The following is a 22,639-nucleotide window of genomic DNA, read 5'->3' on the forward strand; positions in this document are numbered from 1 at the left end:
GGTATTCATTCGCACTTGCGCAATAGGCTGATGCGCGCGCCCTTCTGGATCACCGCGATACCGGTTTCAGTGCGCATGATCATGATCCGGCGCTGCCACGGCTCACCATCCGCACGGCAAATCGCATCATAAAGCGTGGCGTCCATGCCACTGACGCCGACCGGATCTCTTAGGGTGCACCGACTGCCCAGCGCGAAGAAAATATTGGAGGTAAGCAGAACTGCCCCGTTATCCTTACCGATACTCTTGCAGTCCCAACTGTCACCCGAAGGATGATCAGGCCGGTAGCGCCCATCATAAGGGCCGGCCCCTGCTTCTGAGGCAAAACCAGACAAAAGAAGCAGGAGCAGGGCGAACCGCATCAGTCGCGCAGCAGTTCGTTGATCGATGTTTTTGAGCGGGTCCGCTCATCCACGCGCTTCACGATCACAGCGCAATACAAATTCACACCGTTCTTGGAGGGCATAGAGCCGGCCACAACAACCGAACCGGCAGGAACTTCGCCATACATGACCTCGCCGGTTTCGCGGTCCAAAATCTTGGTCGACTGGCCGATGAATACGCCCATACCAAGGACAGAGCCTTCGCGTACGATACATCCCTCAACCACTTCGGAGCGTGCACCGATAAAGCAGTTATCCTCGATGATAGTCGGTCCAGCTTGCATTGGCTCCAACACGCCACCAATGCCAACGCCACCAGACAGGTGCACGTTTTTGCCGATCTGCGCACAAGAACCAACAGTGGCCCATGTATCAACCATCGTACCCGTATCAACATAGGCACCAAGGTTCACAAAGGACGGCATCAGTACCACGCCCGGCGCGATATAGGCTGACTTGCGGACGATACAGTTCGGCACAGCGCGAAAGCCTGCCTCTTTCCACTGGTCATCGCCCCAGCCCATAAACTTGCTGTCGACTTTGTCCCACCAGCTGCTGCCTTGTGGGCCACCGCTTTGCATTTCCATATCTTTGATGCGGAAGCCAAGCAGCACGGCCTTTTTGGCCCACTGGTTCACATGCCAATCACCGTTATCCTGCTTTTCGGCAACGCGAAGCTTGCCTGAATCAAGTGCTGCCAGCGTTGCCTCAATAGCGTCGCGGGTTTCGCCTGTGGTGGCAGGGGTGATGCTGTCGCGGTCTTCCCACGCGGCCTCAATGGCGGTTTCAAGCTGTGCGTTTGACATATCGGAACTCCGTTTGGAAAGAAGGGTTAAAGCGCGCTATACGCGGCGCAGGCTTTCCGCGCAATCCTAAGCCCTGTTTCAATGAAGTTGCGCCCGCAATATCGACGTGGTCAATCTCGGCAAATCACTGCATTGTGCGGCCTGATATTTACAAGAATTCGATCTACCGGAGAGCCTGATGACAAGACAACAAAAACATCCGTTGCGCGATGCACATACAGACCGGACCGCGGCGGCTGGCGTTCCCGTCACCCCCCAAACGGAAGCGCCGGCCTACAAGCTGGCCTTCAACGATTTCGATTTCATGTGCCGCGACGAGCTACGCCCCGTTCGGCTACAGCTCGAACTGCTTAAACCGGAAATGATGCTGGACGAATACGGTGTCCGGTCCACGATTGTCCTATTCGGAGGGGCACGCATTCCCGAGCCCGCCAAGAAAGAAGGCGCACGCACGAAAACACTGGCCGATCTGTCACGGTTTTATGACGAGGCGCGTGAATTTTCGCGCCTGATGACGCTGAAATCCAAGGAAAGCCAAGGCAGCGAAGACGTCATCGTTACCGGCGGCGGCCCAGGCGTGATGGAGGCAGGGAACCGCGGTGCTGTGGATGCCGAAGGTGTGTCTATCGGCCTGAATATTGTTCTGCCGTTTGAGCAGGCACCAAATGCGTATGTCACACCCGATCTGTGCTTCAACTTCCACTATTTCGCGATCCGGAAAATGCACTTTCTGATGCGCGCAAAAGCGATCTGTGTGTTCCCAGGCGGCTTTGGCACGCTGGATGAGACATTTGAGGCACTTACATTGATCCAGACAGGACGGATGCAACGGGTGCCGTTCTTGCTGTTTGGTCGCGAGTTCTGGGAAAGCATCATCAATTGGGATGCGCTTGCAGATGCGGGCACAATCTCGGCCGAAGACCTCAATCTATTCCGGTTTGTTGAAACAGCGCAGGAAGCGATGGAGGTTATTGAAACGTGGGGCGAGCCGTCGGCGCGCGATCACGTTCCCGGACGTTGATTAGTGAAACAGCTCGTCTGGTAGCTCACATAGCGCAACGTGGTGCGGAAGTGTTTCCAACACATGTTTGCCGTCGTCAGTATCGCGGATGGAATAGCCATAGCCGGCAAGGCGGTGCTTCCATTCGCGTGCTGATAGGGCAACCGCACGTTCACGAGCAACAATTTGTATTACCTGATCGGTGACAAAAGCATCTGTTTTAATAATGATCGACATCGTCGTTCTCCTGATTGAGCCTTGTTAGGAAACAATCTGTTTGGTCACGATGGCAGGATTCCGATCCGATTGGGGCAGAAGAAGGGCTTTTCAGCACCCTTGGGTTGAATAAATCCCCTCACTCGCCTCTAGCGGGAAAAACTTATGCATACCAGAGCTTTATGCAATAACACTACCGACTTCCCGAGGCTGGATCGACTCGATCAGTCGAGCCAACGAACGCCGCCAACTGGCATGACGTTAAGGCTGCTGTCGCGTGATCGCTCTTTAAGGCGCCACCAATGTTACCAAAGGGTGAACAATTGAAAATGAGATCCCGTCGGGCAACCGCCCAACCGGCCTAGACATTGATCCGATGTTAACTGCGCGTAACGCCCGCTTCAGCCTCGATCTGGCGGCGCGATTTGCGCGCGCGCTCTGTCTCTGATTTGAGCTGGCCACACGCCGCCATGATATCTTCACCGCGCGGTTTGCGCACAGGCGATGCATAACCAGCCTTGTGCACAATATCCGAGAACGCGCGGATACGGTTATTGGACGACCGTTTGTAGGGCGCCCCAGGCCATTCATTGAACGGAATCAGGTTAATCTTGGCGGGGATGCCCTCAATCAACTTCATCAGGCGGTGCGCGTCTTCATCACTATCGTTGATGCCGTGCAGCATCACGTATTCAAAAGTGATCCGCTCGGAGTTGGACACCTTGGGGTACTCCCGCAGTGCATCCAACAGTGTCTCTATGTTCCAACGCTTGTTGATCGGCACAAGCTGGTCGCGCACTTCGTCAGTGGTGGCATGAAAAGAGACCGCCAACTGGCAACCGATCTCTTGGGCGGTGCGCGCGATCTCGGGCACAACACCGGATGTGCTGAGCGTGATACGACGACGTGATAGTTGGATGCCTTCCGGGTCCATCGCGATTTTCATCGCATCGCGCACGTTTTCAAAATTATAAAGCGGCTCACCCATTCCCATCAGGACGATATTGCTCAGCAGTCGCGCTTCATAGGTGCGCGTGCCACTCTTGGGCCATTCATCCAGATCATCACGTGCGACCATCACTTGGCCGATGATCTCTCCTGCGGTCAGGTTGCGCACCAGCTTTTGCGTACCCGTGTGACAGAAAGAGCACGTCAGCGTGCAGCCCACCTGAGAGCTGACACACAACGTGCCGCGATCTTCTTCAGGTATATAGACAACTTCGACCTCATGACCGCCTGCGATGCGAACAAGGTATTTGCGTGTGCCATCTGTGCTGACCTGTTTCGTCACGACCTCTGGAACCTCGACAACAAAATGTTCCGCCAGATCGGCGCGGAAGGCTTTGCTGAGGTTCGTCATGGCGTCAAAGTCGCGCACACCCCAGTTGTATATCCACTGCCAGATTTGACCGACCCGCATCTTCGCCTGCTTTTCCGGCGTCCCAATGGCAATCAACGCATCGCGCATCGCTTCGCGGGTCATGCCGACAAGGTTCGTAGGACCTTCCGGCAGCTTGCGCGGTATGGTGTGAACATCTTGGGTGATCGGTGCAGACATTGGATCGATTCCTAACAGGGGCTAAGCGCTATATAGGTGCTTGTCGCCCAAAATGAAAACAGCCCCGCCGGTAAGGGCAGGGCCGCATAGTCGAAACGCCGCAGATTAGCCGCCGCAGCGTTTCGCCGCGTCTTCAACTGCCGCGGTGAAACCCAGCAGCGAGAATGTATCTTCGGTCTGTGTGCCGCGACCGGAACGACCCGTCAGCTTTGCATCTGCGCCGCGTTTCATAGCTGTGATAATTTTCGTATCGTCAGCTGTGGTCGCAGGCCATGCCCACTCCCCTTCGGTAAACAGCTCAAACGTGCTACCGGAAATATCCAAAGTAACGGTCGAACCGCTGGCAAATGGATAGCCGCCAGTGAACGCAACCTGACCGTTGGCACCCGCGCTTGGACGATAAAATACCATCAACAGCGTCTGACCACGGTTCACCGCAACCACCCGCCCATCGCGAGAGTTAACGGATTGTTTAGGGGTAGAGACACCCCAACACTCGGTCGGGTTATCTTCGACAAAGACACTCCAATCCGTCTGCGCTGCAACACGGTTGGTGCTCTGGCTCTGCGCCGATGCTCCGTTTGCGATAAGGCCTGCCATCACTGCGGCCGCCAAACCTGTTCTCAAAAATGCCATCTGTCCAACTCTCCAGCCGTCTCGTTGCCTCAATACACTATACAGAACCACGCCGCGGCCGCTTTTACTGGGCCATTCTATTGCATTGGTTTGCGTTCTACTCGACAACAAACATCATAACGCGAAAGACGCGAGTGGCGAAACCCCGCATTGGCAGGTTTTCGCCCATATTACTGCCAAAAGGAACCATCTATGACCGCTCCCGCACCCTTCGCCGAAATCTGGCGCGGCCCGTTTCTCGAAAGTGTTCACTCTGGCCATGCTGTGATCTGCGATTCATCAGGTCAGATTGTCGAAGCATGGGGCGATCCGACCACAGTAGTCCTGCCGCGCAGTTCCTCCAAGATGATTCAGGCGCTGCCTCTCGTGCGCTCTGGTGCTGCGGATGCTTTCGGGCTGACCACGAAACAGCTGGCACTGGCATGCGCCTCCCATCAAGGGGCGCACATCCATGTGGATAGTGTCGGTGCATGGATCAAAGAACTGGGGCTAAGTGATGATGACTTTTGCTGCGGGCCGGAAGAATCCCGGGACCGCGCGATGCGCGATGAACAGATCCGCGCGCACGAAAGCCCCTGTCGCATTCACAACAACTGCTCGGGCAAGCACGCCGGCTTCCTGACGCTGACCCGCCATCTGGGCGCAGGTCCGAATTACGTAGCCCCCGACCATCCGGTGCAGAAGGCGTGCCTGGAAGCATTCGAACAAGTTACGCAGGAAACAAGCCCCGGCTTTGGCATCGACGGATGCTCTGCACCGAATTACGCGGCAACGCTGCACGGTATTGCCCGCGCTATGGCCCATTACGCCGCCGCCCCCGAAGGCAGTGCCGAAGCGCGCCTGCATGAGGCGATGCGCCTGCACCCTGAACTGGTCGCTGGTGACGGCCGTGCCTGCACCGAACTGATGCGTGCCTGCGATGGCAAGGTTGCTTTGAAAACCGGTGCCGAAGGATTCTTTATCGCGATCATTCCAGAGCGCGGGATCGGCATCGCCCTAAAAGCGGCCTGCGGCACAACCCGCGCCGCGGAGGCCGCGCTTGCCGCGCTTCTGGTCCGATTGGGCGTGCTGGACGCGAACCATCCCGCAACGCTCAAGCGGATCAACGCCCCGATCAAAAACTGGGACGGGTTAATAACAGGCGTGTTGAAACCGGCAGCTGGACTGCTGGCGTAAAATCAGGAAACGAAATCGGCTTTCGCATAGCCCTGCACAAACAACAGGGCTGTGAGATCGCCGAAATTGATCCGAACATCACACTGCGCGGCAACGCTTGGCTTGGCGTGCAGGGCAACACCCATGCCTGCCAGTGTCAGCATCCCCAAATCATTGGCGCCATCACCAACCGCAATCACATCTGCCTCACTTAGGTTCAGTCGCGCTGTAATCTGTTCCAACGCGTCAACCTTGGCCTGCTTACCCAGAATGGGCTGGCCTACTTCACCAGTCAGCTGTCCATTTTCGATCATCAGGGTATTTGCCCGATTCTCGTCGAAACCCAGCTCTTCCGCGACAAGCGCAGTGAAAGCAGTGAAACCGCCCGACACCAGCGCCGCATAAGCGCCCTGCGCCCTCATTGTGGCCAACAGCGTTCTACCGCCCGGCATCATTGTGATCCTTTCGGCCAATACTTTGCCGATCACACTTTCAGGCAACCCCTTCAGCAGTCCGACCCGCTCACGCAACGCACCATCGAAATCCAGTTCGCCGTTCATTGCCCTTGCTGTGATATCCTTTACCCGCGCGCCAACGCCTGCCTCATCGGCCAGCTCATCAATACATTCCTGCTGGATCATCGTGCTGTCCATATCGGCCAGCAACATCTTCTTGCGGCGGCCATCACTGGGCACAACAACCAGATCAACGCCCATCGACTGGCAGGTTTCCCATACTTCCCACAGATTCTCCGGCATCACGGTCAGAGTGAACTCTGCAGCCTCATCGGGGCTGAGCCAGATCGCGTCTCCGCCCCCCCACGCGTTGCGCAGCGATTCAACAAGAGCGGGGTCAAGATTGCGCAGTTTTGGCGCAGCAAGAAGAACGGCAGTGAACATATACAAGTTTCCGATCAGCGTCAGGGGTGTCGCAAAAAGCCGACAGGACGGCGGTTTACCCCCAAATCTCCACTTGTGCCAGAGCGTAACGCGCCGTAAACGCATCCGTGGGACACCCTTCCCCAACGAAGGGCGATTATCTGAGAGGATAGCATAAATGGCTATTACTGCACCGGCAACGCGGCCGGCTAATCCGCGTTTTTCTTCTGGCCCTTGTGCCAAACCCCCTACATTTGATCTGGCAAAGCTCGCAGGCGCGCCTTTGGGCCGCAGCCACCGCGCTGCTCCCGGCAAGGCAAAGCTGCTGGAAGCGATTGAAACCACGCGCGAGATTCTTGGCGTGCCGGACGATTATAAAATCGGCATCGTTCCTGCGTCCGATACCGGCGCCTACGAAATGGCGATGTGGAACCTGCTGGGTGAACGCCATGTCGAGATGCTGGCATGGGAAAGCTTTGGTTCCGGCTGGGTCACCGATGCACTCAAGCAGCTCAAGATCGATGCAACCGAAAAAACCGCCCCTTATGGCGAGATCGTTGATCTGGCGGGTGTTAACTTCGACAACGATGTTTGCTTTACTTATAACGGCACCACGTCCGGTGTGCGTGTTCCGGCGTCGTTCGATATCCCTGCTGATCGCGCCGGTCTCACGCTGTGTGACGCAACCTCTGCTGCGTTTGCAATGGACCTCCCTTGGGACCGTCTGGATGTAACAACCTTCAGCTGGCAAAAAGTGCTGGGCGGCGAAGCTGCGCACGGCATGATTATCCTCAGCCCCCGTGCGGTTGAGCGTCTGGAAAACTACACACCTGCATGGCCCTTGCCCAAGATTTTCCGCCTGACCAAAGGCGGTAAGCTGATCGATGGCATCTTCAAAGGTGAGACGATCAACACGCCTTCCATGCTGTGCGTCGAAGATTACCTATTTGCGCTGGAATGGGCGAACTCCGTCGGCGGGCTGAAAGGTCTGATCGCACGTGCGGATGCAAATACCGCTGCAATTACCGCATTTGTCGAAACACACGACTGGATTGATTTCCTTGCGGTCGATCCTGCCACACGGTCGAACACATCCGTTTGCCTGAAGTTCACAGATTCCCGTATCACCGATGGCGCCGCTTTCGCCAAAGCCGTTGCAAAACGCCTTGCGGATGAGGACATCGCGCTGGACATCGGTGCCTACCGCGATGCGCCTGCCGGCCTGCGCATCTGGTGCGGCGGAACGGTCGAGACAAGCGACATCGAAGCGATGCTGCCATGGCTCGATTACGCCTTCAACGCTGAACTCAACGCCTGAATTCCACAGCTGCCCTGACGTGCGAAGCCCTTCAACGGGCCTTCCTCAGGGCAGCTGAACCCCTTAATTTACATACAAAAGGACCGCTCAAATGGCGCCTAAAGTACTCATCTCCGACAGCCTCAGCGAAGCCGCTGTTCAAATTTTCAAAGACCGCGGCATCGACGTGGATTTCCAGCCAGCGCTGGGCAAAGACAAAGATAAGCTTGCCGAAATCATTGGTAACTATGATGGCCTTGCCATCCGCTCTGCCACCAAGGTTACCGAGAAAATTCTCGCCGCTGCCCCAAACCTCAAGGTCATTGGCCGCGCGGGTATCGGTACAGACAACATCGATAAAGACGCCGCATCCAAGCAGGGTGTGATCGTCATGAACACGCCTTTCGGCAACATGATCACAACAGCCGAGCATGCCATCGCGATGATGTTCGCCGTTGCGCGCCAAATTCCCGAAGCTTCTGCATCCACTCATGCGGGCAAATGGGAAAAGTCCAAATTCATGGGTGTTGAGCTGACAGGCAAGACGCTGGGCGTCATCGGCGCGGGCAACATCGGTGGTATCGTGTGTGACCGCGCACGTGGCCTGAAGATGAAAGTCGTGGCGTATGACCCCTTCTTGGGCGAAGAAAAAGCCGCCAAAATGGGCGTCGAAAAGGTTGAACTGGACGAACTGCTGGCACGCGCTGACTTCATCACGCTGCACGTACCGTTCACAGAGCAGACAGCAAACATCCTGAGCCGTGAGAACCTAGAGAAAACCAAAAAGGGCGTGCGTATCATCAACTGCGCCCGTGGCGGTCTGGTTGACGAAGAAGCGCTAGCCGATCTGTTGAAATCCGGCCACATAGCCGGCGCGGCATTCGACGTGTTCAAGGTTGAGCCCGCGACAGAGAACCCCCTATTCAACCTGCCAAACGTTGTCTGCACACCGCACCTCGGTGCCGCAACAACCGAAGCGCAGGAAAACGTTGCTTTGCAAGTGGCAGAGCAGATGTCGGATTACCTGCTGACAGGCGCGGTGAGCAACGCGCTCAACATGCCGTCCGTCACAGCCGAAGAAGCGCAGGTCATGGGTCCATGGCTGAAGCTGTCTGGCCATTTGGGTGCGTTCATCGGACAGCTGACAGACGAGCCGATCAAAGCCATCAACATTCTGTACGACGGTGCGGTTTCTGAAATGAACCTTGATGCGCTGAACTGCGGCGTGGTCGCAGGGATCATGAAGCGCGCCAATCCCGACGTGAACATGGTTTCGGCCCCTGTTGTCGCCAAGGAAAAAGGCATCCAGATTTCTACAACAAATCAGGATAAATCCGGCGTCTTTGACGGCTATATCAAAGTGACTGTTGTGACGGAAAAACGCGAACGTTCAATCGCTGGTACCGTATTCTCGGATGGCAAGCCACGGTTTATCCAGATCAAAGGCATCCAGATCGACGCCGAAGTGGGCCGCCACATGGTGTATACCACCAACGAAGATGTCCCCGGCATCATCGGTACTTTGGGTCAAACCATGGGTGAGAATGGCGTGAACATCGCAAACTTTACGCTGGGCCGCGCAGGCGCGAAAGGTGAGGCAATTGCCCTTCTTTACGTGGATGAGCCTGTTCCAGACCTTGTTGTAAAGAAACTGCACGACACCGGTCTGTTTAACCAGATCAAGCTGCTGGAATTCGATGTTGCATAACGCTATCGATACATGACCACAAAGGCGCGGCTCTGTTAGGGTCGCGCCTTTTTCATTTGGAGCGAACATGACCAGACCCATCTATGCCATCGGTGATATACATGGCCAACATGCAGCACTTGTCAGCGCACTTTCGTTGATCGAAAAAGATGGCGGCACAGAGGCAGAGATCGTCTTTGTCGGTGATTACACTGATCGCGGTCCGGCCTCGGCTGCAGTGCTTGACCTACTGATAGAGGGGCTGGCCGCTGACAGAAACTGGCATTGCCTCAAAGGAAATCACGACCGCATGTTCAGCTGGTTCATGCGCGATTATCCACAACACGACGCCTATCTGCCGATACATCTGTATTGGCTACACCCCCGTTTGGGTGGTGACACAACGTTGGCTTCCTATGGTGTAGAGATGTCCGAACTCAACCGCCAACTTGATGTTCACGCGCGGGCCAAAGCCGCCGTGCCGCTGGAACACCTGAACTTTTTAGATCGTCTTGCATTGAGCTACGAGACAGATGATTTGTTTTTCGCGCATGCCGGTATAAAGCCCGGTGTACCGCTTAAGGAGCAGGTCGAGCATGACCTGCTCTGGATACGTAAGGAATTTCACGCTGATACCCGCGACCACGGCAAGCTGATCGTCCACGGCCATACGCCCGTTGAGACGCAAACAAATTATGGCAATCGGGTAAATCTTGATGGTGGTGCAGGATACGGCAATCCAATTACACCTGTCGTTTTTGAGGGCAAAACGTGCTGGGCCCTGACCCCAAAAGGGCGTGTGCCGCTGCTGCCTTAACCAGATATTGTACGACTATTCAGTGATCTTCGGCGCTATCGCATCAAAATCGGTCGCGTGGAAAACGCGGACACCGGCACGCCTGATCTCAGCCATTGCCGCGCAACTGGCGTTGTCTGCGCCGGGTCCCGGTTCGCGCAAAACAACTGCGATTACGCGTTCGGGATGCCGCAGCACCGCGTCGCGGTACACAAACGCGTCATGTTGGCCGGTATCCCCTACCAACACGAATTTGAGGTCTGGGTTGGCCTGCATCAGGGTATCAATCGCACCACCTTTGTGATCCCCGTGTGTGCCTGTCACAAACTGTGACGGGCTAAGACCCAGATCTCTGAGGAACATCGGTCCGCGCAGCAGATCCGCGCGCTCGAACACAAGTGTTAGGAAGTGATGCAGGTTCCAAGGACTTGAACTCACGTAGTAGACGGGGTTCCTACCCGCCTCCGCCAACGCACTTATGAAATGCACGGCGTCGGGAAAGACCCGCCGCGTTAGTGCGTTGCCAGTCAGGGAGTTCCACAGATTGCGCCACAGGGCATAGGCGCCAGTGTGCAGCATGGTGTCATCAATATCGCTGATCACACCGAATTTCGCATCGCTTCGCGGTACAAGAACCGGGCAGTTGGCCTCTACCCGCTGATCGCTGAGCGATACAGCCACCTCTTGCCAGCCCGAAACGTCTCCCCGAGGCAGACGGAGAGTGAAATACCCCTCTTCGTCCGTCACGCCAGCCACTCCCATCGCCTCAACTCTGACGTCTGCAACTTCGTCCGTGAGGAAAAGCGAAAGCATTTGCCGAAAGTTAAGCCATTTCGATTGGCGCGGGGCGGCGCTATTTCTGCGCAGGGATGCCAGAACCCGTCCCCGCACGACCAACGCGTCCGGTTCGGCATAGCCGATATAGGGTTCAATAATGCGGCGAGGATCGCGTTGACCGCGCAGACGGTCAATTATGGCTTCGGTGCGCCAAGCTGCGCCATGGAATAGTTCTTTGATCATGGGACTAGAACGCGCCCAACGCCGCTTTGGTTCATCGACACGCTAAACTCCGGTCCAATCCAGCACGACCTTGCCCGATGATCCGCCGCGCATCGCCGCAAAGCCTGCCTCGAAATCATCTGCACTAAAGCGGTGCGTGATGACAGCAGACACATCCAGACCATTTTCGAGCATCGCAATCATCTTGTACCACGTCTCGAAAATCTCGCGGCCATAGACACCTTTGAGGGTGATGGCCTTAAAGACAATCCGGCTCCAATCCACGGGGCTTTTACCAGGGGGAATTCCCAGCATGGCGATGCGGCCACCCATCGTCATCGCCTCGACCATTTGATCCAAGGCGCGCTGGTTCCCTGACATCTCAAGGCCCACGTCAAATCCCTGCTTCATCTTGAGCCTGGCGATCACGTCTTTCAGGTCTTCAGAGCGGACATCCACAGGCACCACATCTGCGACTTTCTGAGCTAGCGCCAATCGGTCCGGGTTGATGTCTGTGATCACGACATGGCGCGCACCGACATGCCGTGCGACGGCGGCAGCCATGATGCCGATGGGGCCGGCACCGGTGATCAAAACGTCCTCACCCACCAGATCAAAGCTGAGCGCCGTGTGAACCGCATTGCCCAAAGGATCAAGAATCGCGCCAATATCATCGCTCACCTCATCAGGCAGCGGCACCACATTAAAGGCAGGCAATCGCAGGTATTGGGCAAAGGCCCCCTGCTCGTTCACACCGATACCACGCGTTGCCGGATCAAGGTGGAATTTACCCGCACGGCTTTGACGTGACGACCTTCCAATCAGATGGCCTTCGCCGGAGCAGCGCTGCCCAAGCGACAGGCCTTCTACGTTGCGGCCCAGTTCGACAATTTCACCTGCGAATTCGTGACCTGTGATCATCGGTACGGGAATTGTGTTGGCGGCCCACTCATCCCAATTCCAGATATGCACATCCGTCCCGCAGATGCCGGTTTTGTTGATCTGTATCAGGACATCGTCAGGTCCAATCTCAGGCACAGGCGCCGTCGTCGCCCACAAACCTTCGCGTGCGTGTAGCTTGGCCAAGGCTTTCATCTGATTGGTCATGCCAAAACTCCACAGGCTTTGCCTGCCACCTCAAAAGCCACCAATGCGCGGTCAAGATCATCACGCGTTAATGCCGCGTTCATCTGGGTGCGGATACGCGCCTGCCCACGGGGGACAACCGGAAAGAAAAAGCCGCTGACATACACGCCCTCTTCGAAAAGACGGGCAGCCATGTCTTGTGCCAATTGCGCTTCGCCCAGCATGACAGGAACAATCGGATGCTCACCTGGCAACAGATCGAAGCCGAGCCGCTCAAGCCCTGCGCGCCAATAATCTGTGTTTTCGAAAAGCTGCGCGCGCAGCGCATCGCCCTGCATCACCAGATCCAACGCCTTGATGCCCGCCGCCACAATGGAGGGTGGCAGCGAATTACTGAACAGATAGGGACGCGCCCGCTGGCGCAGCAAATCAATCACAGGCTGTGGCCCTGCAATGTAGCCCCCAACAGCGCCGCCAAGCGCCTTGCCCAGCGTACCCGTTAGAATATCAACCTCAACGCCCGCATGTGCTGGCGTACCAGCACCAAGCGGCCCCATGAAACCTGTAGCGTGGCAATCATCGACCATAACCATCGCATCATATTTTTCGGCAAGCGCTGTGATGTCCGCAAGATTGGCCAGCGTGCCATCCATGCTAAAGACCCCGTCTGTCGCAATCAGAACAAACCGCGCGCCCTCATCCCGGGCAAGCTTTAGCTGGCCTTCGAGGTCTGTCATGTCGTTGTTCGCGTAGCGGTAACGCTTTGCCTTGCACAGGCGAATGCCATCAATGATTGATGCGTGGTTCAATGCATCAGAGATGATCGCGTCTTCCGGTCCGAACAGCGGTTCGAACAAGCCGCCGTTGGCGTCAAAACAGGCAGCGAAAAGGATGGAGTCATCTTTCCCCAGAAACGCGGCCAGCTTTTGCTCAAGCTCGCGGTGGATGTCTTGTGTGCCGCAGATGAAACGGACAGACGCCATACCAAATCCCTTTGGCTCCATCGCGCCTTGGGCGGCTGCGATCAGATCAGGATGGTCGGCAAGACCGAGGTAGTTGTTGGCACATAAGTTGATAACCGTGCGACCGGCCACCTGAACCTCGCCACCCTGAGGCGATGTGATCATCCGCTCGCGCTTCATCATCCCGTCCGCTTCGATCTGCGCAAGGCTGTCTGTGACGTGAGCAAGGTAGGCATTGGTCATGAGAATCTCCTATGTTGGAGAAATATCTACCATAACGGATGTTGTTCCGGAATAGAGGATTTCCGGTATCGCGGATTTTCGCTCTAAGCGTTCTGGACCACGAGAAAAGCGCGCACAGGTCCGTCTACTGCAACGATCGCGTGCGGCACATCGGCCGCGTAGCGCGCCGTATCTCCTGCATGCAGTCGGCTGACAGCATCACCGCTTGCGACATCAACCGTACCTTCAAACACGCTTAAATGTTCGCGCGCGCCGCGGGTATGCGGCTTGCTATCAAGCTTTCCACCCTCAGAGATCAAAAGCTCATATACTTCATGATGGCCCGCCTCTTCAGGAGGCGACAAAATGCGGATTCGGCAACCTGTGCCCAGATTGTTGATGGTCGGAACCGCCGCGCTCCGTAGGGTTTCGATACGGGCCGCTTCTGCACCAGCATCCAAAAGACCGGCAAAATCCACCTGTAAGGCGCGGGTAAGGTTCCACAGTGTCGCGATGGTGGGGCTGCTTTCCCCCCTCTCGATCTGGCTGACCATGGAACGGCTTACGCCAGACAGCTTGGCAACCGCGTCCAGCGACAACCCTTGCACACGGCGCGCGTCTTTCAGGCGGGCGGGTAGTTGGGTAAGAATGGTGTCATCTGTATCCGTCATAGCGGATACATGTGCGTGGCAAACTATGGTTGTCAATGACGGAACGTCGCGGCTGACAACGATGCAACAGATTTCTAGGCTGCCGGAAATATTCAGGGAGAGAACACATGTCGGACGATATCGTAATTCTGGGCGGTGCACGCACTGCTATTGGTACATTTGGCGGAGCGCTGGCAGGCACACCGACGACCACCTTGGGCTCAACAGTTGCTCGCGAAGCACTCAGCCGCGCAGGCGTAGACGCGGCACAAATTGGGCACGTCGTTTTCGGCAATGTCATCAACACCGAGCCACGCGATATGTATCTTAGCCGTGTGGCAGCTATGGAAGCAGGCGTGCCAGACGCGGTCCCTGCCATGAACGTAAACCGCCTTTGCGGCTCCGGTGTGCAAGCAATCGTATCCGCCATGCAATCACTGATGTTGGGCGATGCCGATTTTGCGCTCGCCGGTGGTGCCGAGAGCATGAGCCGCGCGCCCTATATCCTGCCCGCCGCTCGTTGGGGCCAGAAGATGGGCGATGTTGCCTCGCTTGATATGCTGCTTGGCACACTGAACTGCCCGTTCGGCACTGGCCACATGGGCGTCACAGCCGAAAACGTAGCAGGCGAGCACGATGTGAACCGTGAGGAGCAGGATGCTTTTGCCATGCTATCGCAAGAGCGCGCAGCGGCGGCTATCGACGCAGGCCATTTCGCCGAGCAAATCGTGCCAGTGGATGTTCGCAAAGGGCGCGATACCGTAGCCTTTGAAGTAGATGAGCACCCCAAGTCAACCACGCTTGAAAAACTCGGCGGTCTGCGACCGGTTTTCAAGAAAGACGGCTCTGTCACGGCTGGTAATGCATCAGGCATCAACGACGGCGCGGCGGCACTTGTCCTTGCGCGCGCTTCATCTGCCGAGGCTAGCGGACTGCGGCCTTTGGCGCGGATCATTGGTTACGCTCACGCAGGCGTTCGGCCCGAAGTCATGGGAATTGGCCCCATCCCTGCCGTTACCAAGTTGTTTGAAAAGACTGGCCTGACCGCAAGCGACTTTGACGTGATCGAAAGCAATGAAGCGTTCGCTTCACAGGCGCTGGCCGTGAGCAAAGCGCTGGGCTTTGACCCTGCGCGGGTCAACCCGAACGGTGGTGCCATTGCATTGGGCCATCCCGTTGGCGCGACGGGCGCGATCATCACAGTCAAAGCGTTGTATGAGCTGCAACGCATCGGTGGAAAACGCGGATTGATCACCATGTGTATCGGCGGCGGTCAGGGCATTGCGCTGGCGATTGAGCTTATCTGATAGCACACCAAATTTTCGCCATAGTGGAAGGGCATCAAGCCCTTCCACTATGGCAGGATATTTTTAGCCAAGAAAAATAGGGATCAGGTCAGCGCATCAATCAAAGCGATGAGCCCTGTTGCGGCCCCCGCACCAAGGACAGCAGCCAACGCGAGGTAGCGTTTGAACGGCTTGCGTGCTGGAGGCAAGGCGTCGGCCTGACGGATCAGGGCAGCTTCGACAAGTGCGGGCAAACGTGGGCCAAACCGCGAAAGTACCCGCGCGGTCTTGGTCAGATCACTGATTACAGCCTTCGGGCCGATAGATTTGGTGATATAATCCGTCACAATAGGCGCCGCGACCTGCCAAATGTTCATATGCGGATTAAGCGAACGGGCGACACCTTCAACAACAACCATAGTACGCTGAAGCAGGATCAGCTCTGTCCGCGTTTCCATGCCGAAGCGTTCCGTCACCTCGAATAGATAGGCCAGCAGACGGGCCATCGATATACGGTCAGCGTCCATTCCGAAGATCGGTTCCCCCACAGCGCGCAAGGCGCGGGCGAATTCATCAACGTCTTTATCAGCTGGCACATAGCCAGCTTCAAAGTGGACTTCGGCGACGCGTTTATAGTCCTTGCGGATAAAGCCGTAGAGGATTTCAGCATAAACGCGGCGAGTGTATTCATCAATGTGACCCATGATGCCGAAGTCGAGCGCGATAATATTGCCGTTCGCCGCGACCTTAAGATTGCCTTGATGCATGTCCCCGTGAAAGTAGCCATCCCGCAGCGCGTGCTGCAGGAATAGAGCAAGAATACGCTCTGACAGTTCCACGCGGTCGTGACCCGCAGCATCGATTGCGGCGTTGTCGCCCATAGGAACGCCTTCGGCCCAACCGAGCGTCATCACGCGGCGGGCGGAGTGATCCCATTTGATATCGGGGAGCTCAAACCCGGCATCATCCTTGGTGTTGGCTGCATATTCAGACGCAGCCGAGGATTCGAGGCGCAGGTCCAACTCACCCCGCACCACGCCATCAAAATGCTCAATCACATCCATAGGCCGCAGGCGGCGGGAACCGGGTGAGAAAAGCTCAACCATACGGGCAGCCAGATAGAAGGCATCGACGTCTTTTCGAAACGCTTTTTCGATACCAGGACGCAGGACTTTTACAGCGACCGCTTCACCAGTGCTATGCAGCCGCGCCTTGTGCACTTGCGCAATCGAGGCCGCAGCGACAGGTTCGCTGAACTCGGAGAAGATCGTATTGATCGGCTGGCCTAGCTCTTTTTCGACTTCGGCCTTCGCAACGGCGACAGGAAAGGGGGGCAACTGGTCCTGAAGAACGCGCAATTGTAGCGCCATCTCATCCCCCACCACATCAGGGCGGGTCGAAAGGATTTGCCCAAATTTGATATACGCAGGGCCCAGCGCCGTCAGCGCGCGGGTAGCGGGCTGAAGGGCGGGATCACCCTTGTAGCCCAACGGCTTGAACGGAATCGCAAGGGTGCGGGCAACAAAACGCACAGCTTTTGGCGCTTCAAAAGCGTCCAGAACAAAGTTCATCGCGCCGGTACGTTCCAACGTTGCGCCGGTGCGGATCAAACGCCAGATATTGTGTGGGCCACGCATTTAGATTTTCCAACCTGAGTGAAGCGCAGCGATGCCCATGGTCAGGTTCCGGTACTTCGCATTCCCAAAACCTGCTTCACGCACCATACCAAGGAAGGTGTCCTGATCGGGAAAATTGCGGATTGATTCGACGAGGTACTGATAGCTGTCGCGGTCATTTGCGATCATCTGCCCCATGCGCGGGATGACATTGAAACTATAAAGATCGTAAGCTTTTTGCATCATGGGGTTCGGCAGTTGTGAAAACTCCAGCACCATCAATCGGCCACCTGGCCTGAGCACACGGTAAGCTTCGTTCAGGGCTACCTGGGGTCGCGTCACGTTCCGAATGCCAAAGGAAATGGTATAAACGTCGAATGTGTTGTCCTCAAAGGGCAGGTCCATCGCATCACCGACGACCCAATCCAGACTGTCTTGCATTGCTTCGGCTTCGGCGCGTTTGCGGCCTTCGATCAACATACCTTCGGTCAAGTCACAAACCGTGGCATGACCATGCCCTGCGCGGTTGAGAAACTTGAAAGACACATCCCCTGTACCACCAGCCACATCCAACAGCTTTTGGCCGGGACGTGGGGCCAGCCAGTCCATCATCGCTTCTTTCCAGATGCGGTGGATGCCCATGCTCATGACGTCATTCATGATGTCGTATTTGTTGGCGACGTCCGTAAAGAGACTGCGGACCTTGCCCGCTTTCTCGTCCTCTCGGATGGTTTGGGCGCCGAAATGGGTGGTCTTGTCGGTCATGGGCTTGGTCCTGATCTTGTCTATGACGGGATATAGCCTCAGAACAGCAGATACAAACCGCCATTTGCCGCAGGAGCCGTCATGCCGGAATTACCCGAAGTCGAAACAGTCCGTCGTGGGCTGGCGCCTGTCATGGAAGGCGTCATGATTGTGCGTGCAGATGTGAATCGGCCCGACTTGCGGTGGCCCTTTCCCGACAACATGGCAAAGCGGTTAACAGGCCAGCGGGTGGAGCGATTGCGCCGAAGGTCCAAATACATCCTTGCCGATCTAAGCTCTGGCGAGACGCTGCTGATACATCTGGGAATGTCAGGGCGGATGCTGGTGTCAGGTGATCCATTGGGCAATTTTGTGCATGATCACCCCGCAGCTGAGAAACATGACCATGTGGTGTTTCATATGGAGAACGGTGCCCGGATCACGTTCAATGATCCGCGCCGCTTTGGCGCAATGGATTTGATGCCAACAGCGACAGCACAAGAACATAAGCTATTGGCGGTTCTTGGGCCGGAGCCCTTGGGCAATGATTTTCACGAGTCGATTCTCTGCGATGCGTTTGAAGGGCGAAATACACCCGTTAAATCAGCACTGCTGGACCAGCGTATTGTTGCAGGATTGGGCAATATCTATGTTTGTGAGACGCTTTTTAGGGCAGGTATCAGCCCAAAGCGCAAAGCGGGACGTATTGCCACAGCGCGGGTTGCAGCAATGGTTCCCATCATTCGCGCAGTGCTAGAAGAGGCGATCGAAGCTGGCGGTTCATCCTTGCGTGATTTTCGGCAAGCCGATGGTGAGCTTGGATATTTCCAGCATTCCTTCGACGTTTACGGTAGGGAAGGCGGGCCTTGCCGACGTGACGGATGTGAGGGAACCATTGCCCGCATTGTGCAATCCGGACGGTCATCTTTCTACTGTCCAGTATGTCAAAGATAACTTGAACCGCCTCACGCGCATGTTATGCAAGCCGTCAAAGCAACAGCAAAGGGCCGCATCAAATGGCTTATGAAACGATCATCCTCGACGTCGAAAACCATGTGGCAACGGTGACGCTTAACCGGCCCGATGCATTGAACGCGTTGAATGATCAATTGATGACCGAACTGGCAGACAGCCTCAAAGCCTGCCAAGATAACGAAAAGGTGCGGTGCATCATCATCACCGGTTCTGAAAAAGCTTTTGCTGCAGGTGCCGACATTGCGATGATGAAGGAAAAATCTTTTGTCGACGCATTCGCGGGTGATCTGTTCACCGCTGAGACAGACCAGATCATGCGAGTGCGCAAGCCAATCATCGCAGCCGTATCCGGCTATGCGCTGGGCGGCGGCTGTGAGTTGGCGATGATGTGTGATTTTATCATCTGCTCCGAAACCGCGAAATTCGGCCAGCCTGAAATCAACCTTGGCGTTGTTGCCGGCATTGGCGGCACACAGCGACTGACGCGGATCGTGGGCAAATCAAAAGCAATGGACATGAACCTGACCGGCCGTTTTATGGATGCCGATGAGGCAGAGCGCTCCGGTCTCGTCTCTCGCGTGGTACCTGTTAAAAAGCTGATTGACGAAGCACAGGCAGCCGCACAAAAAATCGCCGAGAAGTCGATGATCTCTGCCATGGTTGTTAAAGAAGCCGTGAACCGCGCGTACGAAGTACCGCTGCGCGAAGGCCTGCTGTTTGAACGTCGCATGTTCCACGCGCTGTTTGCCACCGAAGATCAGGAAGAAGGCATGGGCGCGTTTCTTGAGAAGCGCGAAGCGCAATTCAGGGATAAGTAAGACCTTAGGGCGACCCGGCCCAAAGAAATATCTGACCCCGTGTCCGTTGGCGGTGCGGGGCAGCACCACCCAGAAGCCCGAAGCATGATTAAATCGCCTTCTATCTTTTGTAAGCTGCTTACGTCTTTCGCATTGATCATTGCGATGGCTGCTTCAGGTTTGGCACATGCTGGCGTACGTCCCCCCGCGCTTTCCCCCGACCTTGCAGAATATGTTCTGGCTGGCGGTTCTTTGGCTGACATCTGTGGTTATGCAGGTGAACAAGAGGGTGCACAGGGCCAAAAATGTGAGGCGTGCCGATTGATCGGTGCGGCCCTGGTCCCCCGCATCTGCCACGGCGTCCCAATAGTCCTTTCCGACCAAACACGCGTACTGACGTTCGCGGCCAAACGTCTCCACCAGCAACATCCGCTTGATCCAGCCCGACAGACACGCGCCCCACCCCAAGCCTGACCTCATCCATCAGAGTTCAAATTTCACCCGCTGACACGCGGGTCTATCGGCTTGGAGCCCCCTTATGACATCGACAGACATCAATGCGCAGCCCGAAGGGCGCGTGAATAAACTATATTTCGCAGCATGGCGCTGGCACTTTTACACTGGCCTCTTTGTTATTCCTTTCCTCACCACTTTGGCGGTTACCGGCATGGCGATGCTGTGGATCGCATGGATTGACGGGCGCGACGGGGAACGCACTTTGGTCGCCCCGCAGGAAATCACGCAACCGGTATCAGCACAGGCAGAGGCCGCTGTTGCAGCGATTCCCGATGGTGTGCTGAAGCAATACGTTGCACCGCGCACGAATGATGTAGCCGCGCTGTTTCGCGTAGATGCAGATGGCGACGCCACAATGGTCGCCGTCGATCCCTATACCGCGCAGGTTATCGAGACATTCCCTCGCCGCAGTGGTTGGTACGACTTTGTCGACAACATTCACAGCGATCTGATGCTGGGCGTCACCGGTGACCGGATGATTGAAACAGCCGCATCCCTTTCCTTGGTACTGATCGCGACGGGCCTCTATATGTGGTGGCCCCGCGAAGCCGGATGGCGCCGCGCGCTGGTTCCAAGTTTTGCCCGCGGGCGCGCTTTGTGGAAATCACTGCACGGGGTTGTTGGCATCTGGCTGTCTGTCTTTCTGGTGTTTTTCCTAATCTCTGGCCTTGCGTGGTCGGGGATCTGGGGTGGCAAGATGGTCCAGGCCTGGAGCCAGTTCCCCGCAGAGAAGTGGGACGCCGTGCCTTTGTCGGATGATATTCACGCCAGCATGAACCACGACCGCCGCGAAGTCCCATGGGCCCTTGAGCAAACACCCATGCCCGCATCTGGCAGTGATGTCGGTGCTACCGGAGTGGAAAACGGCGCTGTAACGCTTGATACCGTGGACGCACTTGCACGCGAGATCGGCTTTGACGCCCGTTATCAGCTGAACGTCCCCCAATCCGAGACAGGCGTCTGGACGCTTAGCCGCGATTCCATGAACACCGATAGCACCGATCCGATGTCTGATCGCACGGTCCACGTGGATCAGTTCACTGGCAAAATTCTGGCCGATGTACGCTACGAGGACTACTCGCTTGCGGGTAAAGCAATGGCTGTTGGCATTGCGCTGCACATGGGAACCTTGGGGTTGTGGAGCGTTGTCGCAAATACGCTCGTTTGCCTGTCGGTTCTTTTCCTCTGTGTAAGCTCGGTCATACTTTGGTGGAAGCGTCGCCCGGCGCACGCCGGCCGCCTGTCCGCACCGCCGATGCCGAAAGAACTGCCCTTGTGGCAGGGCGCTGTCCTTGTCGGTTTGGCCGTATCAATGGCATTTCCGATGGCAGGCTTGGCGCTGTTGGCGGTGCTTACAGTGGATACGCTGATTCTTTCCAGGCTTCCCAAAGTGCGTCAAAGCCTGACCTAACAATGATTGCGCGCCGCTTGGCTATGGCGGCGCGCAACACACTTCAGCGCTTTGCGACATGCTTGCCTTTACAAGCACACCCAATTCCCGCTATAGGCCGCAGCATACATGCGCGTGCAGCCCGCTCAGGCTAGAATCACCTATCGGTGTCCTCCCATGCGGGAGCGATTGCACGCTTTGACACGATATAAATTGATAGGATGATCCTCATGGCAAACACACCTCAGGCAAAAAAACGCGCCCGCCAGAATGAAAAGCGTTTCGCAGTAAACAAAGCACGACGTTCGCGTATCCGTACTTTTATCCGTAAGGTCGAAGAAGCAATCGAATCAGGCGTAAAAGAAGATGCCGTTGCGGCACTTCGCGCAGCTCAGCCAGAACTGATGCGCGGCGTCACAAAAGGCGTTTACCACAAGAACACAGCATCGCGTAAAATGTCGCGCCTTGCCGCACGGGTAAAAGCAATCGCCTAAATCCCCGTCAAAGCTATTTTATACAGGCGTCACCAATGGTGGCGCCTGTGTTGTTTTTGCGCCCCCATTCTGGGGGTCACGAGATTCTTTTTCAGCAAAGTCCGAGTCAACAAATAAGTTATGTTGAACCGTCCTGCGCAGCCTTGGTAGTTAGAGTGAGCGAGTCACATCGCGGGGGGACAGACCCGATCATCTAACGCTATTTTGCTAGAGGTAGCTGAACGATAAGAGGGTCTCTTTCCATACCCAGCAGGGTTTTCGGAAAGAGTTGCAGATGCTGCTGCCAGCACATTTGCCTGTCACGATTTTAGAACGGTGTCGTTCGACGGTCTTGGTGCATTTCGCGCCTCGCTGTCGCGTGCACTTTAGGTATTGTCCGAAGGACTAGGCCGGCTTCCGAAGGGACCGGGACGGTCTGTTTTGTCTATTCGGTCGATCAGGTCGGGGTATTGTCGCAGTCGGCGGCGTAAATGATGGCGGTGGGTAAAGA

Annotated in this window: 22 protein-coding genes; 10 read left to right on the top strand and 12 right to left on the bottom strand. The window is 56.2% G+C overall.

Annotated elements, in window-relative coordinates; all coding sequences use genetic code 11:
- Window positions 1-5: 5 nt before the first annotated feature.
- Window positions 6-362, bottom strand: a complete 357-nt coding sequence (locus K3757_RS18060; RefSeq protein ID WP_259997914.1) for a hypothetical protein — start codon at window positions 360-362, stop codon at window positions 6-8.
- Window positions 362-1,189, bottom strand: coding sequence for a 2,3,4,5-tetrahydropyridine-2,6-dicarboxylate N-succinyltransferase (gene dapD, locus K3757_RS18065; protein ID WP_259997916.1), 828 nt, complete (start codon window positions 1,187-1,189; stop codon window positions 362-364). The genes K3757_RS18060 and dapD overlap by 1 nt, the downstream gene beginning before the upstream one ends.
- A gap of 178 nt (window positions 1,190-1,367) precedes the next feature.
- Here dapD and K3757_RS18070 point away from each other — a divergent pair, with 178 nt between their 5' ends.
- Window positions 1,368-2,210 (top strand): LOG family protein, encoded by an 843-nt coding sequence (locus tag K3757_RS18070; protein WP_259997919.1) that lies wholly within the window; start codon window positions 1,368-1,370, stop codon window positions 2,208-2,210.
- Here the strand turns inward: K3757_RS18070 and K3757_RS18075 are convergent, their stop codons facing one another.
- The 3 genes from K3757_RS18075 to K3757_RS18085 form a co-directional block, all read right to left on the bottom strand.
- Window positions 2,211-2,426: a hypothetical protein gene (locus K3757_RS18075; RefSeq protein ID WP_259997921.1), complete on the bottom strand. Its 216-nt coding sequence runs from the start codon at window positions 2,424-2,426 to the stop codon at window positions 2,211-2,213.
- Window positions 2,427-2,784: 358 nt separating this feature from the next.
- Window positions 2,785-3,963 (bottom strand): 23S rRNA (adenine(2503)-C(2))-methyltransferase RlmN, encoded by a 1,179-nt coding sequence (gene rlmN / locus K3757_RS18080; protein WP_259997923.1) that lies wholly within the window; start codon window positions 3,961-3,963, stop codon window positions 2,785-2,787.
- Window positions 3,964-4,068: 105 nt separating this feature from the next.
- Window positions 4,069-4,599 (bottom strand): invasion associated locus B family protein, encoded by a 531-nt coding sequence (locus tag K3757_RS18085; RefSeq protein WP_409202559.1) that lies wholly within the window; start codon window positions 4,597-4,599, stop codon window positions 4,069-4,071.
- A gap of 192 nt (window positions 4,600-4,791) precedes the next feature.
- On the opposite strand from K3757_RS18085, the gene K3757_RS18090 reads away from it, so the two are divergent.
- Entirely contained in the window at window positions 4,792-5,775 is a 984-nt protein-coding gene (locus K3757_RS18090; RefSeq protein WP_259997925.1) for an asparaginase, read from the top strand.
- Window positions 5,776-5,777: 2 nt separating this feature from the next.
- Here the strand turns inward: K3757_RS18090 and serB are convergent, their stop codons facing one another.
- Window positions 5,778-6,653, bottom strand: coding sequence for a phosphoserine phosphatase SerB (gene serB, locus K3757_RS18095; RefSeq protein ID WP_259997927.1), 876 nt, complete (start codon window positions 6,651-6,653; stop codon window positions 5,778-5,780).
- A 157-nt stretch (window positions 6,654-6,810) separates the two neighbouring features.
- Here serB and K3757_RS18100 point away from each other — a divergent pair, with 157 nt between their 5' ends.
- The 3 genes from K3757_RS18100 to K3757_RS18110 all read left to right on the top strand — a co-directional run bounded on the left by K3757_RS18100 (window position 6,811) and on the right by K3757_RS18110 (window position 10,433).
- A complete protein-coding gene (locus tag K3757_RS18100) occupies window positions 6,811-7,950 on the top strand; it encodes a phosphoserine transaminase (protein ID WP_259997929.1) in 1,140 nt (379 codons plus the stop codon).
- A 91-nt stretch (window positions 7,951-8,041) separates the two neighbouring features.
- Window positions 8,042-9,637 (top strand): phosphoglycerate dehydrogenase, encoded by a 1,596-nt coding sequence (gene serA / locus K3757_RS18105; RefSeq protein WP_259997931.1) that lies wholly within the window; start codon window positions 8,042-8,044, stop codon window positions 9,635-9,637.
- Between the two features lie 67 nt (window positions 9,638-9,704).
- Window positions 9,705-10,433 (top strand): metallophosphoesterase family protein, encoded by a 729-nt coding sequence (locus K3757_RS18110; protein ID WP_259997933.1) that lies wholly within the window; start codon window positions 9,705-9,707, stop codon window positions 10,431-10,433.
- Window positions 10,434-10,448: 15 nt separating this feature from the next.
- Here K3757_RS18110 and K3757_RS18115 read toward each other — a convergent pair whose 3' ends face one another.
- From K3757_RS18115 to K3757_RS18130, 4 genes are all read right to left on the bottom strand, one after another.
- Window positions 10,449-11,432 carry an App1 family protein gene (locus K3757_RS18115; protein ID WP_259997935.1) on the bottom strand — a complete coding sequence of 328 codons (984 nt, stop codon included), beginning with the start codon at window positions 11,430-11,432 and terminating at the stop codon, window positions 10,449-10,451.
- Between the two features lie 42 nt (window positions 11,433-11,474).
- A complete protein-coding gene (gene tdh / locus K3757_RS18120; RefSeq protein ID WP_259997937.1) occupies window positions 11,475-12,518 on the bottom strand; it encodes an L-threonine 3-dehydrogenase in 1,044 nt (347 codons plus the stop codon).
- On the bottom strand, window positions 12,515-13,702 hold the full coding sequence (locus K3757_RS18125; RefSeq protein ID WP_259997940.1) for a glycine C-acetyltransferase: 1,188 nt from the start codon (window positions 13,700-13,702) through the stop codon (window positions 12,515-12,517). Before K3757_RS18125 ends, tdh begins: the two co-directional genes overlap by 4 nt.
- Before the next feature lie 83 nt (window positions 13,703-13,785).
- Window positions 13,786-14,352 carry a helix-turn-helix domain-containing protein gene (locus K3757_RS18130; protein WP_259997942.1) on the bottom strand — a complete coding sequence of 189 codons (567 nt, stop codon included), beginning with the start codon at window positions 14,350-14,352 and terminating at the stop codon, window positions 13,786-13,788.
- A gap of 107 nt (window positions 14,353-14,459) precedes the next feature.
- Here K3757_RS18130 and K3757_RS18135 point away from each other — a divergent pair, with 107 nt between their 5' ends.
- Complete coding sequence (locus K3757_RS18135) at window positions 14,460-15,638, top strand: acetyl-CoA C-acyltransferase family protein (protein WP_259997944.1); 1,179 nt, start codon at window positions 14,460-14,462, stop codon at window positions 15,636-15,638.
- Between the two features lie 83 nt (window positions 15,639-15,721).
- Here the strand turns inward: K3757_RS18135 and ubiB are convergent, their stop codons facing one another.
- On the bottom strand, window positions 15,722-17,254 hold the full coding sequence (gene ubiB, locus K3757_RS18140; RefSeq protein WP_259997946.1) for a 2-polyprenylphenol 6-hydroxylase: 1,533 nt from the start codon (window positions 17,252-17,254) through the stop codon (window positions 15,722-15,724).
- Entirely contained in the window at window positions 17,255-17,998 is a 744-nt protein-coding gene (gene ubiE, locus K3757_RS18145) for a bifunctional demethylmenaquinone methyltransferase/2-methoxy-6-polyprenyl-1,4-benzoquinol methylase UbiE (protein WP_259997949.1), read from the bottom strand.
- 81 nt (window positions 17,999-18,079) lie between these two features.
- Here ubiE and mutM point away from each other — a divergent pair, with 81 nt between their 5' ends.
- From mutM to rpsT, 4 genes are all read left to right on the top strand, one after another.
- On the top strand, window positions 18,080-18,931 hold the full coding sequence (gene mutM / locus K3757_RS18150; protein ID WP_259997951.1) for a bifunctional DNA-formamidopyrimidine glycosylase/DNA-(apurinic or apyrimidinic site) lyase: 852 nt from the start codon (window positions 18,080-18,082) through the stop codon (window positions 18,929-18,931).
- Window positions 18,932-18,993: 62 nt separating this feature from the next.
- Window positions 18,994-19,770: an enoyl-CoA hydratase gene (locus K3757_RS18155; protein WP_259997954.1), complete on the top strand. Its 777-nt coding sequence runs from the start codon at window positions 18,994-18,996 to the stop codon at window positions 19,768-19,770.
- A 517-nt stretch (window positions 19,771-20,287) separates the two neighbouring features.
- A complete protein-coding gene (locus tag K3757_RS18160) occupies window positions 20,288-21,676 on the top strand; it encodes a PepSY domain-containing protein (protein WP_259997957.1) in 1,389 nt (462 codons plus the stop codon).
- Between the two features lie 209 nt (window positions 21,677-21,885).
- Window positions 21,886-22,149, top strand: a complete 264-nt coding sequence (gene rpsT / locus K3757_RS18165) for a 30S ribosomal protein S20 (protein ID WP_259997960.1) — start codon at window positions 21,886-21,888, stop codon at window positions 22,147-22,149.
- The last annotated feature ends 490 nt before the right edge of the window (window positions 22,150-22,639 follow it).

The sequence above is a fragment of the Sulfitobacter sp. S223 genome (genome assembly GCF_025143825.1).
Taxonomy (GTDB): Bacteria; Pseudomonadota; Alphaproteobacteria; order Rhodobacterales; family Rhodobacteraceae; genus Sulfitobacter.

What these genes read in the sequence shown, in the direction of transcription:
- K3757_RS18060 (WP_259997914.1), bottom strand. Translation starts at nt 362, where the DNA reads ATGCGGTTCGCCCTGCTCCTGCTTCTTTTGTCTGGTTTTGCCTCAGAA.
- dapD (WP_259997916.1), bottom strand. Translation starts at nt 1,189, where the DNA reads ATGTCAAACGCACAGCTTGAAACCGCCATTGAGGCCGCGTGGGAAGAC.
- K3757_RS18070 (WP_259997919.1), top strand. Translation starts at nt 1,368, where the DNA reads ATGACAAGACAACAAAAACATCCGTTGCGCGATGCACATACAGACCGG.
- K3757_RS18075 (WP_259997921.1), bottom strand. Translation starts at nt 2,426, where the DNA reads ATGTCGATCATTATTAAAACAGATGCTTTTGTCACCGATCAGGTAATA.
- rlmN (WP_259997923.1), bottom strand. Translation starts at nt 3,963, where the DNA reads ATGTCTGCACCGATCACCCAAGATGTTCACACCATACCGCGCAAGCTG.
- K3757_RS18085 (WP_409202559.1), bottom strand. Translation starts at nt 4,599, where the DNA reads ATGGCATTTTTGAGAACAGGTTTGGCGGCCGCAGTGATGGCAGGCCTT.
- K3757_RS18090 (WP_259997925.1), top strand. Translation starts at nt 4,792, where the DNA reads ATGACCGCTCCCGCACCCTTCGCCGAAATCTGGCGCGGCCCGTTTCTC.
- serB (WP_259997927.1), bottom strand. Translation starts at nt 6,653, where the DNA reads ATGTTCACTGCCGTTCTTCTTGCTGCGCCAAAACTGCGCAATCTTGAC.
- K3757_RS18100 (WP_259997929.1), top strand. Translation starts at nt 6,811, where the DNA reads ATGGCTATTACTGCACCGGCAACGCGGCCGGCTAATCCGCGTTTTTCT.
- serA (WP_259997931.1), top strand. Translation starts at nt 8,042, where the DNA reads ATGGCGCCTAAAGTACTCATCTCCGACAGCCTCAGCGAAGCCGCTGTT.
- K3757_RS18110 (WP_259997933.1), top strand. Translation starts at nt 9,705, where the DNA reads ATGACCAGACCCATCTATGCCATCGGTGATATACATGGCCAACATGCA.
- K3757_RS18115 (WP_259997935.1), bottom strand. Translation starts at nt 11,432, where the DNA reads ATGATCAAAGAACTATTCCATGGCGCAGCTTGGCGCACCGAAGCCATA.
- tdh (WP_259997937.1), bottom strand. Translation starts at nt 12,518, where the DNA reads ATGACCAATCAGATGAAAGCCTTGGCCAAGCTACACGCACGCGAAGGT.
- K3757_RS18125 (WP_259997940.1), bottom strand. Translation starts at nt 13,702, where the DNA reads ATGACCAATGCCTACCTTGCTCACGTCACAGACAGCCTTGCGCAGATC.
- K3757_RS18130 (WP_259997942.1), bottom strand. Translation starts at nt 14,352, where the DNA reads ATGACGGATACAGATGACACCATTCTTACCCAACTACCCGCCCGCCTG.
- K3757_RS18135 (WP_259997944.1), top strand. Translation starts at nt 14,460, where the DNA reads ATGTCGGACGATATCGTAATTCTGGGCGGTGCACGCACTGCTATTGGT.
- ubiB (WP_259997946.1), bottom strand. Translation starts at nt 17,254, where the DNA reads ATGCGTGGCCCACACAATATCTGGCGTTTGATCCGCACCGGCGCAACG.
- ubiE (WP_259997949.1), bottom strand. Translation starts at nt 17,998, where the DNA reads ATGACCGACAAGACCACCCATTTCGGCGCCCAAACCATCCGAGAGGAC.
- mutM (WP_259997951.1), top strand. Translation starts at nt 18,080, where the DNA reads ATGCCGGAATTACCCGAAGTCGAAACAGTCCGTCGTGGGCTGGCGCCT.
- K3757_RS18155 (WP_259997954.1), top strand. Translation starts at nt 18,994, where the DNA reads ATGGCTTATGAAACGATCATCCTCGACGTCGAAAACCATGTGGCAACG.
- K3757_RS18160 (WP_259997957.1), top strand. Translation starts at nt 20,288, where the DNA reads ATGACATCGACAGACATCAATGCGCAGCCCGAAGGGCGCGTGAATAAA.
- rpsT (WP_259997960.1), top strand. Translation starts at nt 21,886, where the DNA reads ATGGCAAACACACCTCAGGCAAAAAAACGCGCCCGCCAGAATGAAAAG.